The sequence below is a fragment of the Aeribacillus pallidus genome, assembly GCF_050478865.1.
In the GTDB taxonomy this organism is placed as follows: domain Bacteria; phylum Bacillota; class Bacilli; order Bacillales; family JACDOC01; genus JACDOC01.
The window spans coordinates 92435-106818 of record NZ_JBCNBW010000064.1 but is presented as its reverse complement, the minus strand read 5'-3'; the positions used below and the strand labels follow the sequence as shown (position 1 = coordinate 106818).

16 protein-coding genes are annotated in these 14384 nt (G+C 38.6%); 5 read left to right on the top strand and 11 right to left on the bottom strand.

Annotated elements, in window-relative coordinates; genetic code table 11:
- Window positions 1–151 (top strand): DUF5342 family protein (locus tag ABES52_RS14250; RefSeq protein WP_429651851.1); only part of this gene is annotated, 151 nt, incomplete at its 5' end.
- Window positions 152–218: 67 nt separating this feature from the next.
- Window positions 219–410, top strand: a complete 192-nt coding sequence (locus ABES52_RS14245) for a hypothetical protein (RefSeq protein ID WP_429651848.1) — start codon at window positions 219–221, stop codon at window positions 408–410.
- Between the two features lie 47 nt (window positions 411–457).
- Here ABES52_RS14245 and ABES52_RS14240 read toward each other — a convergent pair whose 3' ends face one another.
- The gene (locus ABES52_RS14240) at window positions 458–718 is read right to left on the bottom strand and encodes a metal-sensitive transcriptional regulator (RefSeq protein ID WP_429651847.1); all 261 of its coding nucleotides are present in this window, start codon (window positions 716–718) and stop codon (window positions 458–460) included.
- A gap of 153 nt (window positions 719–871) precedes the next feature.
- Between ABES52_RS14240 and ABES52_RS14235 the strand changes: the two genes are divergently transcribed.
- Entirely contained in the window at window positions 872–1786 is a 915-nt protein-coding gene (locus ABES52_RS14235) for a PucR family transcriptional regulator (RefSeq protein WP_429651846.1), read from the top strand.
- Window positions 1787–1868: 82 nt separating this feature from the next.
- Complete coding sequence (locus ABES52_RS14230; protein ID WP_429651845.1) at window positions 1869–2975, top strand: ABC transporter ATP-binding protein; 1107 nt, start codon at window positions 1869–1871, stop codon at window positions 2973–2975.
- Window positions 2976–3022: 47 nt separating this feature from the next.
- Here the strand turns inward: ABES52_RS14230 and ABES52_RS14225 are convergent, their stop codons facing one another.
- Entirely contained in the window at window positions 3023–3262 is a 240-nt protein-coding gene (locus tag ABES52_RS14225) for a hypothetical protein (protein ID WP_429651844.1), read from the bottom strand.
- A gap of 260 nt (window positions 3263–3522) precedes the next feature.
- On the opposite strand from ABES52_RS14225, the gene ABES52_RS14220 reads away from it, so the two are divergent.
- Window positions 3523–3744: an alpha/beta-type small acid-soluble spore protein gene (locus tag ABES52_RS14220; protein ID WP_429651843.1), complete on the top strand. Its 222-nt coding sequence runs from the start codon at window positions 3523–3525 to the stop codon at window positions 3742–3744.
- Window positions 3745–3807: 63 nt separating this feature from the next.
- On the opposite strand, the gene fumC is transcribed toward ABES52_RS14220, so the two are convergent.
- The 9 genes from fumC to ABES52_RS14175 all read right to left on the bottom strand — a co-directional run bounded on the left by fumC (window position 3808) and on the right by ABES52_RS14175 (window position 13909).
- Window positions 3808–5202 carry a class II fumarate hydratase gene (gene fumC, locus ABES52_RS14215; protein WP_429651842.1) on the bottom strand — a complete coding sequence of 465 codons (1395 nt, stop codon included), beginning with the start codon at window positions 5200–5202 and terminating at the stop codon, window positions 3808–3810.
- Window positions 5203–5586: 384 nt separating this feature from the next.
- Window positions 5587–6048: a GyrI-like domain-containing protein gene (locus tag ABES52_RS14210; RefSeq protein WP_429651841.1), complete on the bottom strand. Its 462-nt coding sequence runs from the start codon at window positions 6046–6048 to the stop codon at window positions 5587–5589.
- Between the two features lie 104 nt (window positions 6049–6152).
- On the bottom strand, window positions 6153–6938 hold the full coding sequence (locus ABES52_RS14205) for an SDR family NAD(P)-dependent oxidoreductase (protein WP_429651840.1): 786 nt from the start codon (window positions 6936–6938) through the stop codon (window positions 6153–6155).
- A gap of 82 nt (window positions 6939–7020) precedes the next feature.
- The gene (locus tag ABES52_RS14200) at window positions 7021–7320 is read right to left on the bottom strand and encodes an ArsR/SmtB family transcription factor (RefSeq protein ID WP_429651839.1); all 300 of its coding nucleotides are present in this window, start codon (window positions 7318–7320) and stop codon (window positions 7021–7023) included.
- Between the two features lie 222 nt (window positions 7321–7542).
- On the bottom strand, window positions 7543–8277 hold the full coding sequence (locus ABES52_RS14195) for an amino acid ABC transporter ATP-binding protein (protein WP_429651838.1): 735 nt from the start codon (window positions 8275–8277) through the stop codon (window positions 7543–7545).
- A gap of 21 nt (window positions 8278–8298) precedes the next feature.
- A complete protein-coding gene (locus ABES52_RS14190; protein ID WP_429651837.1) occupies window positions 8299–8991 on the bottom strand; it encodes an amino acid ABC transporter permease in 693 nt (230 codons plus the stop codon).
- Window positions 8978–9790, bottom strand: a complete 813-nt coding sequence (locus tag ABES52_RS14185) for an amino acid ABC transporter substrate-binding protein (protein WP_429651836.1) — start codon at window positions 9788–9790, stop codon at window positions 8978–8980. Before ABES52_RS14185 ends, ABES52_RS14190 begins: the two co-directional genes overlap by 14 nt.
- Before the next feature lie 370 nt (window positions 9791–10160).
- Complete coding sequence (locus tag ABES52_RS14180; protein ID WP_429651835.1) at window positions 10161–12161, bottom strand: ABC transporter ATP-binding protein; 2001 nt, start codon at window positions 12159–12161, stop codon at window positions 10161–10163.
- Window positions 12158–13909, bottom strand: a complete 1752-nt coding sequence (locus ABES52_RS14175) for an ABC transporter ATP-binding protein (protein ID WP_429651834.1) — start codon at window positions 13907–13909, stop codon at window positions 12158–12160. The genes ABES52_RS14180 and ABES52_RS14175 overlap by 4 nt, the downstream gene beginning before the upstream one ends.
- Window positions 13910–14384 lie beyond the last annotated feature (475 nt).

Genomic DNA, 14384 nt, shown 5'->3' with positions numbered 1-14384 from the left:
CACCACATTTAGTGTAGAGCCAAAAAAATACGAAGCGATTTATCATCAAAATGGGCAAATAGAGTGGGAAACAGCTGTTCCAGAAAAAGAAGAAGAGATCAAAAAGCATATTCACGAATTAATGCTTTTTCACGTATATGACGGTTCATAATAGATAATTTTTTCATTGCATGAATAGTAAGAATTCCTCCGAAACTAACGTGTAGGGGGGATATCATTTGAAGGATAATCAAAATCGTTATGAATTTTTAGATGACACCAAATATGAAGGGCGAGATAAGGCCTATTTCGATATTGATCGTATGGTCAATGAAGGAATGTGCGGAGGATCCGTACATCGCTTAGATACGGCCGCTAATATCGAAGAAGCCGTTCATATTACCGCTGAAGAACCACCGAGACAAGCTTAAGATGGGATGCTCACAATTTGTGTGAGCATCCCATTTTTTGATTTGGTTTAACGACTTTTTACGAGCATTTGCACCGCTTCTTGAATCGCCTCTTCTGCATTCGTCCCTTTTTTATTCGCTTCACGAATACACGCTTCTAAGTTTTTGGCGACAATTAGGCCAATGGAGCGGTCAACAGCTGAACGGATAGCAGAAAGTTGAGTCACCACATCTTTACAATGTTTTTCTTCCTCCATCATACGTAATACCCCTCGGACTTGACCTTCTAACCGGCGCAAGCGATTTTTTATATCTTGTGAATATTCCATTCATCATCCCTCACTCTTTATCATTCCTTACCCCCAAGTGTATACTATTGTGTCCTCTTTTTTCAAATCATATGGTGTCTAAGAGTTGAGTGAATTCCTCATTTTTCTTTCAATTGCTATAATAGGAAAAGAACAAAGTAAGGAGAAATGACAATGATTCACCGATTGAAACAACGGTTTCCAAATATACTTATTCAAACGAATTCACCTTCTTTTGCCAATGATTACGAATGGTATTTCTCATCAGAAGAAAACGTTTATTTTGGAATTCCGAAAAAAGATTTGTCTCAAGATGAACGCGAACTACTTCAATTGCTATTTAATCGAAATACCTTTCCTATGTCCCTAGTCGGAACAGCAAACGCCGACCTTTGGTATCAACTACTATTCCAAGGATCTGACTTTCAAAAGCCGATGGACATGGAAGCTGTTCGTTTTGTTCAATTTTACATTTCTTCGCACGATTACGAATTACACGACATCATAGATGCGATACGAAATGCGGTGACCCCAAACGTAGAACTATTTTTTATCTCTCCAAATGAAGGAATTATTGTCGAGCCGCTGTCACCTCTCGCAATGTCGAAACAGGATCTATCATCATTACAGTCCATTTTAGAAACTGATTTTTTCTTTAATGTTCGGTTTTATTTTGGCCGTTTTTTTCAGTTAAATAAGTATATACATCAAAACTTTCAAGCCGAACGACAACTATTTCAGTGGGCAAAAGGACATGTAGATCATAAACTTCTCACATTTGAATCAATTGTTCCCATGTTTCTCATGGACCACATTCCTCCATCCATTCGGGCAACCATTTTTTCATCGGTCATGTCCATTTTAAAAGAAGATGAAACTTTGCATAAAACTGTAAAAACGTATATTGAAAATCAATCGAATGCCAGTTTAACGGCAAAAGAATTATATATCCACCGGAACAGCTTACAATATCGCATCGATAAGTTTATTGAGAAATCCGGTATTGATATTAAAACGTTTACAGGAGCATTAACCGTTTATTTTGCTATTCTTCATGATGAACTGAGCAAACTGCCAGAAACAGAATAGCTTTTTTTGTGCAGCATGTCCATACGCAAACGCTTTCATCTTCTTTACAATAATTGTAACAAAAGGTTGGAGGGATAAAAGCATGGCTGAATTGAGACTTGAGCATGTGTACAAAATTTACGATAAAAATGTTACTGCTGTAAAAGACTTCAACTTACATATTAAAGATAAAGAATTCATCGTTTTCGTTGGCCCTTCTGGATGCGGAAAATCAACAACATTACGTATGATCGCAGGACTTGAAGAAATTTCTAAAGGAGATTTTTATATCGATGGAAAGCGCGTAAACGATGTCCCGCCAAAAGATCGTGATATTGCGATGGTATTCCAAAACTATGCACTTTATCCACATATGACGGTATATGATAACATGGCATTCGGATTAAAGTTAAGAAAGTTCCCGAAGGATGAAATTGATCGTCGTGTTCGGGAAGCGGCGAAAATTTTAGGACTCGAGCCGTATTTAGATCGAAAACCAAAGGCGTTATCTGGTGGTCAACGTCAGCGGGTGGCCCTTGGTCGTGCGATTGTTCGTGATGCCAAAGTATTCTTAATGGACGAGCCGCTCTCCAACTTAGATGCAAAGCTTCGTGTTCAAATGCGTGCTGAAATCATAAAATTACATCAGCGTTTACAAACGACTACGATTTATGTAACCCATGACCAAACAGAAGCAATGACGATGGCTACGCGGATCGTCGTGATGAAAGACGGTGTGATTCAACAAGTCGGAACTCCTAAAGAAGTGTATGAAAATCCAGAAAACGTATTTGTTGGAGGCTTCATCGGCTCACCTGCGATGAACTTCTTTAAAGGAACATTACAAGACGGTCAATTTGTTATGGGAGATAAAGTAATAGCCGTCCCAGAAGGTAAAATGAAAGTACTTCGTGGGGAAAATTATGTCGGTAAAGAAGTCATTTTAGGTATTCGCCCTGAAGACATCCATGACGAGCCAGTCTTTATTGAGTCTTCTCAAAACACAGCGGTTAACATTCATGTGGATGTTGCAGAATTAACTGGAGCGGAATTAACGATTTACGGTCAAGTGAGCGGCCAAGATCTTGTTGCTCGTATCGATTCTCGTAGCGATATTAAAGCAGGACAAAAACTTCAGCTAGCGTTTGATATGAATAAAGCACATTTCTTTGATGTAGAAACGGAACAACGTATTCGTGCGAAAAACTAATATCAATACACCAAAAGCTGCCTTGTAATTAAGGCAGCTTTCTTCTTTTATTCACTAAAATGTGATTGATTCACCTCTTGTAGAGGAATCATATGAATGGTATCTTCACGGCAAACTTGACATTGAAAAAGATGCGTACAATGGGTAAAACTCGTATGGTGCTGTTCCATATACGGACTGTAGTCGTCCAAATAATCCTCTATTCTCCCCACATCGTCCATTCGTCCGCCACATTCTTGACAATGTGGAGTAAAGTGAAACAAGCCATTACATAATGGACATTGCAACACGCACGTCACCACTTTCTTTTTTTCTATTTTACAAAACGAATGAACGATTTATACAACGTTAAAAAACCCACTATTTACCGTTATTTAAAAGCGCATACTTTTTATGAATACATCCAAACTATTGATTAAATAAAGCAAAAATAATTTCATCGCTGGGCTAAGCCAAGTCTAGGCTGCAAGTCACTTGATTTGCAAGCTGGTGCAATTCCAGCAACAGCCCAACCATTTATAATTTTACAACGAGGAGATGACAACCTATGCCATTACAAAACCAAAATCAAAACCGTAGTTCTAACCAATTAGTAGCTCCAGGTGCTCAAGCTGCAATTGACCAAATGAAGTATGAAATTGCACAAGAGTTTGGTGTACAATTAGGACCAGATGCTACATCTCGTGCTAACGGTTCAGTCGGTGGCGAAATTACTAAACGTCTCGTTCAAATGGCTGAACAACAATTAAGCGGATTTCAACAACAATAACGAATAGACAATTGCATATGAAATGGCTATACCCCTGATCATTCATCAGGGGTTTTTATTAGATTACTCATTTTTATTGTTACCGATCATAGTAGCAGGATTCACCCACTGGTCAAATTGCTCTTCGGTAACGAGTCCTAGTTGTAGTGCCGCTTCTTTTAACGTAATTCCATTTTCATACGCAAACTTCGCGATTTTCGCCGCATTTTCATAGCCGATATAAGGATTTAACGCCGTAACTAACATAAGTGAACGATTCACATTTTTTTGAATCACTTCTTCGTTTGCTTCAAGACCTTTCAGGCACTTTTCATGAAACGAGCGGATGCCATCAGCTAATAAACGGATAGATTGAAGAGCATTATAGACAATGACCGGTTTAAAGACATTTAACTCGAAATTTCCTTGACTTGCTGCAAATCCAATGGTGGCATCATTTCCGAAAACTTGTACTGCAACCATTGTGATCGCTTCACTTTGCGTTGGATTGACCTTCCCTGGCATAATGGAACTTCCAGGTTCGTTTGAAGGGATTTGGAGTTCTCCGATTCCACATCTCGGTCCGCTTGCTAACCAACGGATATCATTCGCAATTTTCATCATATCTGCTGCGAGCGCTTTTAATGCCCCATGGACATAAACAATTTCATCATGACTCGTTAAGGAGTGAAATTTATTCGGAGACGAATAAAACGAATAACCCGTGTATTCCGCCAGTTTTTCGGCTACTTTTTGACCGAATTGAGGTGGAGTATTGAGCCCTGTTCCAACAGCTGTACCGCCAATTGCCAAACTTAACAGCTGCTCGGCTGCCTGTTCCACCATTTCTTTGCTTTTTTCTATCATATAGCGCCAACCGCTAATTTCTTGACCAAGAGTGAGCGGTGTCGCATCTTGTAAATGGGTTCGTCCAATTTTTACAAGATGGGCAAATTGTTGTTCTTTGTTCTTTAACGTCTCCATTAATGAATTGGCTACCGGAATGAATTGTTCATGAAGTTGTCGAAAAATCGCAATATGCATCGCGGTTGGAAACGTGTCGTTAGAACTTTGCGATTTATTCACATCATCGTTCGGATGCACAACTTCCGAGTGACCTTCTGCACGTAATTTTTCATTCGCTAAATACGCGATCACTTCATTAACGTTCATGTTTGTTTGCGTACCGCTTCCCGTTTGCCAAACACGTAACGGAAAATGTGCGTCTAATTGACCACTGTTAATTTGGTCACAAACGGCCACAATGGCGTTTTTCTTTTTTTCCGAAAGCAGTCCGGAGGCAAAGTTCACTTCTGCCGCGGCTTTTTTTATTAATGCGTACGCATATACCACTTCAAGCGGCATCACTTCAGTTCCAATTCGAAAGTTTTCTAAACTTCGCTGGGTTTGCGCTCCCCAATACTTATTTGCAGGAACCCGCACTTCCCCTAATGTGTCTCGTTCAATCCGTTCATTCAACAGTCATCCCTCCTAAAAATCCATCTTTTTATTGTATTTCCGTGAATGATTTTTTATAAACACTTTCAGGTTGGAGTGCTAAGGTGAAGGAAGGTGAGGAACTTGACTTGCTGTAGGGAAATGCGAAACAATGCACATAGTGGTACATAACAGTGGTGCATATTTGGATATTGAAATGCAAATTAACAGTTTTAGGTGCAAGTTTGAAATCGGTTCATAAAAAACCCAGTTGGGTGCAAATAAAGGCCATACTGGTGCAAATAACTCGAAATTGGTTCAAATAGTCAAATAAACAGGTACTGATTGAACAAAAATTGGGTTGAAACCTTATTTTTTCGTAGCGAAAACATAAAGAAAAAATGACCTTTTTTTCAAGGGGTCAACTCACTTTATTAACGGCACATACAAATCAAATTTTCGTTCATCCTCTGACCTATTAATGTCCTCATCTTCTTCATGGTAAATTTCTAAACTGAGTGCATGATAATCTTGCTTGTACCCTTGCTCTTCCATCCAGCGAAAGACAGTAACATATGCTTCTTGAACATCTTTGGCGTGTCCATGAAACGTCGTTGAAGCATACGTTTGAGCTGGTAGGTCGAGCGCTACCATTCCCTCTGGTACACGGTCAAAAGCTTCTACTTCTACCGTTACATAATAGGTGAAATCTGTTTTCCGGCCATGAAACGGACAAATATAGGACGACCCTTTTCTTTTTTGTATGTCTTGTTCGCGCCCTGCCAACTCATCAAATAGCTTAGGAATATGATGCAATTCTGAATAAGGTCCTGTCCATCCGATTCCAACCACTTTTTTTGGTTGCAAGGTGACAACTTGAATTTCCATTTTTTCTCCTCCTTGTAATTTTTTATCTACTAATATTTTGACAGAAAATAAGAAAAACCCTTCTCTATGAAGGAAAATACATAGAGAAGGGTTTATTCTTTGTTTTACTGTACACGACGATCCTGCATGCTTCGAACGACCGAAGTAACAACTTTTCGTGGTAAAAAGCGAACACTATTCGCAAGAAAACGATTTTTAAATCCAGGAATAATGAGGGTTTTTCCTTTCATGAATTCGTCGTACCCAATCCGGACGACATCATCAACGTTCATGACACCTCGGTTAAACAGCTTGGATTCACCTAGTTTCGCCCGACTAGTAAAATTGGTCGCCGTTGGTCCAGGACATAAAACAGACACTGTTACATTGGTGCCTTTTAATTCATTTTCCAAAGCTTCGGTGAACGAAAGGACATACGCTTTCGTCGCATAATATACCGCCATTAACGGACCTGGTTGAAAGGCAGCTGTGGATGACACGTTTAAAATTTTTCCTTTGTTTCGTTTGACCATATCTTTCACAATCAGTTTAGTTAATTGGGTAAGGGTTTTAATATTTAAATCAATCATATTTAACTCTTCGTCTAAATCGGTTTCAACAAATTCTCCGTACAAACCAAAACCAGCGTTATTAATTAAAATATCCACCTCAATGTTTTCGTTTTGAAGTTGTTGGTATAAATCATTCACTTCCTCTTGAAGGGATAAGTCTTTTGTATACGAAAAGACTGTAATTCCATAAAGCGACTCAAGCTTCTCTTTTAGTGATTTTAACTTATCTTCACTTCGGGCAATAACAACAATATTATACTGGTCTTTAGCAAAACGCTCCGCAAATTTATAACCTATTCCACTGGAAGCTCCTGTAATAAGAACCGTTCCTTTACTCATAGTTTAGGCCTCCTTTATTCCACCTAAATTTTTATGTGTTTAAAAACTTGAACATATATGGTAAAAAATATTGTTCGTGTACTCAGTCACAATTTTCTACTGCTTGAATAAACGCCTTCAATAATTGCAGAGCTCTATCAATGGTTAAAGAGTAATAGCGCTGAGTTCCTTTTCGATTAACAGCCACTAGTCCAGCATCACGCAGTACTTTTAAATGATGAGAAATCGCCGGCCGCGACAAATGGGAATGCTTAGTAATTTCATTTACTGTCTGCTTGTCATGTTCGGTAAGCAGTAAAATAATTTGCTGCCGATGAATATCACTCAATGCCTCGAATAATGGAATACACGCACGATAAATACGAATAGATGGATCGTCCAAGCGTCTCCCTCTTTTGTTCTTATGTTTAAAAGTTTAAACATTTAATACACTTTAATCATATCTTAACTAGATTTTACTTGTCAATTATTTTTATTTAGGTTATTATCTTTTATCTTAATACGGACTGTAGAATTAGTGTTTAAGACAAAAAATTTGATTCGTTATTTGTTAAACTGGATAAAAATAAAAACGGCGTCCGGTCGGAAGCCGTTTTTTCTATCGTTATTGGAGTTTTTGTAAAAATTGCTTTGTCCGTTCTTCTTGCGGGTGATTAAAAATTTGCTCCGGTTTCCCGCGTTCGACAATATATCCGCCATCCATAAACAATACTTCGTCCGCCACTTCTTTCGCAAAGCGCATTTCGTGTGTAACAACAACCATGGTCATTCCTTCATTAGCTAAGTCTTTCATAACTTTTAACACTTCACCAACGAGCTCAGGGTCCAAGGCAGACGTTGGTTCATCAAATAACATCACTTTCGGCTCCATTGCTAGAGCTCTGGCAATGCCCACACGTTGTTGTTGACCACCGGAAAGCTGGTATGGATAATAATCGATCTTGTCCCCTAAACCGACTTTAGTAAGCAACTGAATCGCTTTTTCACGAACTTCTTCTTTGTTCTTTTTTTGAACCGTAACCGGTCCTTCCATTACATTTTCGAGTGCGGTCATGTGCGGGAACAAGTTGTATTGCTGAAACACCATACCGGTTTGACGCCGGAACTGTAACAATTGCTGTTTGGAAATTTTCTGTTCGAAATTCATATGAACATGATCGATGGTAATTTCCCCTGCATCCGGCGTTTCCAAGGCGTTTAAGCAGCGCAAAAACGTAGTTTTCCCTGAACCAGACGGTCCGATGACAACTACGACTTTTCCTTTTGGGATGTCTAAATCAATGCCTTTTAGCACTTCTAATGAATGAAAACGTTTTTTTAATCCTCGAATGGTAATCATGGTCAAACTCCTTTTACAGGATTATTTCGCCACATAGCGATCTAATCTTGCTTCCATGCGATCTTGGATGATCGTTAAAATGAAGCAAATGACCCAATATAGCAAGGCAGCTTCAGAATATAAAAGTAAGAATTCATAGTTCATAGCCGCAATTTCTTGTGCTCTTCGGAACATCTCGGTCACTAAAATTAATGATGCCAATGACGTATCTTTTACTAAACTAATAAACGTATTTGACAACGGAGGGATGGATACCCGTGCTGCTTGTGGTAAAATAATACGCTTTAACGTTTGCGAATGAGACATCCCTATGGAATATCCTGCTTCCCATTGTCCTTTTGGAATCGATAATATCGATGCCCGAACGATTTCCGATGCATACGCACCAACGTTTAATGAAAAACCGATAATGGCCGCTGGAAATGGTGTCATATCAATATTTAACGTAGGAAGTCCGTAAAAAATAATGAATAATTGCACTAACAGCGGGGTCCCGCGAATCGCAGATACGTAGACTCTAGCGATACCACGCAAGACTTTAATGTTCGATAAACGTGCGAGTGCTGTTAGGATTGCGAGAATCATTCCAAAGAAAAACGATAAGATGGTTAGAGGTATCGTATAATACAAAGCTCCCTCTATCATCGGAGCAAGGGAGCTTGTAAAAATGTCCAACATCCGGTCAGGATTTTGGAAAATATTATTTAGATACATCTTCACCAAACCATTTTTCAGAGATTTTTGCTAATGTACCGTCATCAATCATTTCTTGTAATACACGATTAACCTCTTCTACCAACTTATCGCTTCCTTTACGGAACATAAAAGCACTTTCGGCAGCATCTTCTGCCGTTGCTGCGATTTTAATATTCGCATCTGGCTTCTTATTTAAATAGTCTAAAATCGATAATTTGTCGTTAATGGTTACATCCACACGACCTGTTTCAAGCAAGTTAACTGCTTGGCTTAATCCTTCAACTCCAACGATTTCTGCACCATAGCTTTCCGCAATGTCACGGTAATTACTTGTTAAAGATTGGGCCGCTTTTAATCCTTTAATTTCTTCAAATGAAGAAATGTTGCTATCTTTATTTGTTACAAGAACAGCTGATGAAACTGTGTACGGAATTGAGAAATCATATTTTTCTAAGCGATCTTCACGAATACCTACTTGGTTGGCAATCATATCAAAACGCTTGGAATTTAATCCTTCGAACATCGCATCCCATTGTGTTTCTTTAAATACTGGTTCTACGCCAAGACGTTTCGCAACCTCACGCGCCACTTCTACGTCATATCCAGTCAATTCACCAGACTCATCGTGGAACGTAAATGGTGGGTATGTTCCTTCCGTACCGATGTATAATTTACCTTCTTCCATTACTTTATCGTACAAAGAAGCTTCTTCTGTTCCGTTGTCTACTTGAGCATTTTCTCCATTATTCGTACCACATGCTGCAAGAGCCAACATGGAACCAAGAGCTAAAGCGAAAATCCATTTGAAACGTTTCATGCTCTAAACCCCCATTAAACTTATCGGAATTAATTATTTAGTAACGAAAGCAATCTTACTTTGTTTTAAATAAAATGTCAACTAAAAAGATTGCTTATCACTAGTCATATGTTTTACATAAACATCGGTCGTTACTCTTCTATTTTTCCATGGCCTATAAACATTCTAATTGTGGAATGTGTATTTGAACATTACGGTACATGTTTCGGTTAGTGCTTAGCTCCTACATAGAAAGAATTGCGTGGGTTCAGGTCAATTTTTTTAAATTGAGACACATTTATCGAATTTTAGGACATGTTAACTTCATCGATTTCGTATAATTAACAAAACGAGCCTACACATCAGGCTCGTTTTAAACTTCAATCATTGGTTAGGAAACCGACTCAAATGTTGCATGCTGCATTTGATACATTTGATAATATTTTCCTTTTAACTTCATTAATTCATCGTGCGTCCCTCGCTCGACAATTTGCCCTTTATCTAATACGAGAATTTGATCTGCCTTTTTAATAGTAGACAAACGGTGAGCAATGATGAATGTCGTGCGTCCTTTTTTTAATACATCCATCGCTTGTTGTATGATTGCTTCCGTTTCTGTATCAATGTTCGATGTGGCTTCATCAAGAATAAGAATCGATGGATCAAACGCTAACGCCCGTGCAAACGAAATGAGCTGTCTTTGTCCAGCCGATAACGTGCTTCCCTTTTCATTGACGACGGTATCCCAACCGTTTTCTAAATGGGCAAGTATGGATTCTGCTCCGACATCCCGCAATGCTTGTTCCATTTTCTCTCTTGAGATGTTTGGATGATTCAACGTCACATTGGATGCAATCGTACCGGTGAAAAGAAACGGGTCTTGAAGAACAATTCCCATATGTTCGCGCAATGCTTGCACTGGAATTTCTTTAATATCCATACCATCAATGAAAATTCGTCCTTTTTGATAATCGTAAAAACGGAAAAGCAGATTAATAATCGAACTTTTTCCTGAACCGGTATGGCCTACTAAGGCGACCGTTTCACCGTGTTTTACCTTAAATGAAATATCTTTTAACACCATTTCTCCCTCTTTATAACCAAAAGAGACATGTTCAAACGTAACGTTTCCTTTGTATCGAGGAATTCGTTTGTCTGAAACAGAGGTTCCTTTTTCTTCAAGCATGTCAAAAACACGTTCAGCTGATACAAATGCTTTTTCCATATTCGCAAACTGATTTACAATTCCAGTTAGCGGCTGGAACAATCGGTTAATGTAATCAACAAACGCATAGAGCACCCCTAATGTAACGATATTACCATCTATAACACCATGACCAAAATACCAAATGAACGCTACGAAGGTTACATTGCGAACAATGGTCATGAAGTTGTGGGACGCTAATGCATTTAAGTGTAATAGCTTGTTTTGATAACGAAAGTGCGTTTCATTTAATTTTTCAAATTCATGTTGAATCCAACGTTCTCTTCCGAACGCTTGAATGATTTTCATCCCTTGAATGGATTCATTAATTTTGGCATTAATTTCACTGTTTTTCGACCGAATGACTTTGTTATAAGTTGATGCAAATTTACGATATACAATCATCCACACATACAAAACTGGAAGTAACAACAAACAAACAGCAGCTAACTTGGCATCGATCAAGAACATCGCCACATAAATCCCAGCAATGTAAATAAAACTCGTGACAAAGGTCGCTAAAACCGTCACAAATAATTCACGAATTGATTCCGTATCGTTCGTAATTCGAGCCACGATTTTTCCAGCCGGTGTCGTATCAAAATATCGAATCGGTAACGTTTGAATGTGTTGAAATACATCGTTTCGCATTTTCCGAATGATTTGATGAGCCGTTTTTTGTAATTGGTAGCGTTGCCCATAAACAAATGCCGCCGAAATCACCATCAAGACCAAATAGGTAAGTAAGTAAAACATAATGGATGGAACTTCAGGTTTATAAAATAAAATTAATTCATTTAGTGATAATGGTGAAGCTGGGTATTCGAACTTATTTTTTTCATTAATTACGACAAGCTCGCCATTATTATACGATCGTTTTCCCTCCCACACGATCGCTTGTGGAACAAAATAAAATTGATTGTTCACTTGAACGATACTAATTTCTTTGGAAGAGGGGGTGTTTATTTTTTTTGTATACCACGAACCGTCATAAAATACCGCCTGTTCATCCGTTTCAGTTTCATACCATGGCCCTTCAACACCTATCACATGTTCATCAATCATCGTTTTAATAAGATAAGGACCGGTTAATTCCGCAATGGTTGATAAAACAATAAAAAAAATGCCGAGCGTTAATCCTTTTTTAAATTTCAATGCATAAGCAACGAGTTGTTTAACGGTTTTCACGCTCTCCCCTCCTCTAACCCTTTCACTTGTTGACGAATATATTGCTCCTTATACCAACCGTCCTGTTGAATAAGCTCATGATGGGTTCCTTCTTGGATAATTTTACCATCATCCAAGACGATAATCCGATCAGCGTGCTCAACTGCTGTTAAGCGGTGGGTAACAATCATGGTCGTTTTTCCTTTTCTGGCTTGGCGAATATATTGAATGATTTTCGCCTCCGTCTTTCCATCTACCGCTGATAATGCATCATCTAGCAGCAATAATTCAGGATCTTTAATTAAAGCTCGAGCAATGGAAAGCCGTTGTTTTTGTCCTCCGGATAAAGCGACTCCTTTTTCACCGACAAGCGTTTCCCAACCTTCAGGAAACATTTGTAAGTCTTGGTCAAATGCGGCTAAACGTATCGCTTCCATCACTTCCTCATCCGATGCTTCAGGTTTTCCGAAAAGAATGTTTTCTTTAATCGTTTTTGAAAAAAGCACATGGTTTTGCGGAACGTATCCGAGCAATTGTTTGAAAGAGGACCGGTCAATTTTCTCAATCTGAACCCCTGATACAAATAGTTGATTCAAAGGGACTGGATACTCTCGTAAAAGCTGTTTAAGAAGCGTCGATTTACCACTTCCCGTTTTTCCGACAATTCCCAACGTTTCCCCTTTCTTTAAAGAAAAAGAAATTTCTACTAATTGCGGGGTGGTCGCCGTTGGATATTGAAACGTAAATTGACGAAATTCAATCGATGTAATGGACGGAATAACGACAGGTTGGACAGGAGACTCTAAGACATCTTTTGTAGACAACGTCTCTTCTACCCGCTCTAAAGACGCGTGACCACGCTGCATCACGTTGATTAATTCCCCAATGGCATACATTGGCCAAATCAACATCCCTAAATATACTTGGAACGAAATGAGCGCTCCTAACGTCAATTCTTGACGAATCACTAAATACGTTCCATACCCTAAACCGATGAAATAACTTAACGCAATAACGATTTGAATCGTTGGCTCGATTAATGCATCCACTTTGGCGACGGACACGTTTTTGTTGTATACATCATTCGCCATTTCTTGAAAACGGTCTTCATCTTTTCGTTCTTGTACAAATGCACGAACCACCCGAACCCCTTCGATTGATTCCAGGACTCGGTCGTTCAATTGACCGAATGCATCTTGAGCTTTCGTAAAATACGAATGAATTTTTCCACCATACATTTTTAGAAGTACCGACATGAGTGGCAGCGGGAGAAATGCCGCTACCGTCAACTTCCAACTAACAAAAATACACATCGATATAAGGATCGTTCCCATGTAAAAACTGGAATCAATTAACGTCAAAATCCCAAATCCAGCTGTCATGGAGATCGCTTGTAAATCATTCGTGGCTCTAGCCATTAAGTCTCCCGTTTTATTTTTTTCATAAAACGTTGGAGACATTTGTAAAAAGTGGCTCATTAACGAGGTACGTAATTTTCTTTGGAGCAAATGGGCACCACCAAACAATTGGTATATCCAAACGTAGTTGAGCCCATATGAGAGCAATACAACAAAAAGAAGATAAAATATATAAGATAATAGTTTCTCCACCGTTAACGTTTGCCCAAAGATCTCATCAATAGCCATCCCAACAATTTTCGGCGGGAACACCTCTAACACACTAGCACACATTAATAACCCAATGGCAATTGTATATCGTTTCCAATGTTCACGAAAAAACCAACGCAACTGGACTAACACTTGAAACATCCAAAATTCCTCCAATCATCTCGATAACATTTTCTAGCCCGAATTAATCTCCCAAACGCTCATTGCTATAAATGTGAATTGAATCATGTTTAATAACCACCTTTCTTTTTGTTAAATCATTTTTCATCGGGAGGCTTCCTTTCGTTCATAAAATGGAAGATTTACAAATACAAAAAGCATACCGCCCTTTTTTGCAGTATGCTTTCAAACACAATATAAACAAAAAAGGCACAGGCAAAGAAACCTGTACCTATCTCTCTTAGAATTTTTCATTTTAATATTCAAAATACTTTCCAAGCAAAGGTACAGGTATTGTGATATTCAGTTGAAGCTGAGTAACGATTCGTCGCTTTTTCATCACAATTCCTCCTTTGCTGTTAAGATGCATAAATTTTACCACAAGAATAAAATTTCTGTCAATTATTATTGTTTATTATTTTTCGTTCTCTACAAAAGATTTGCAGTGCCATCAGGG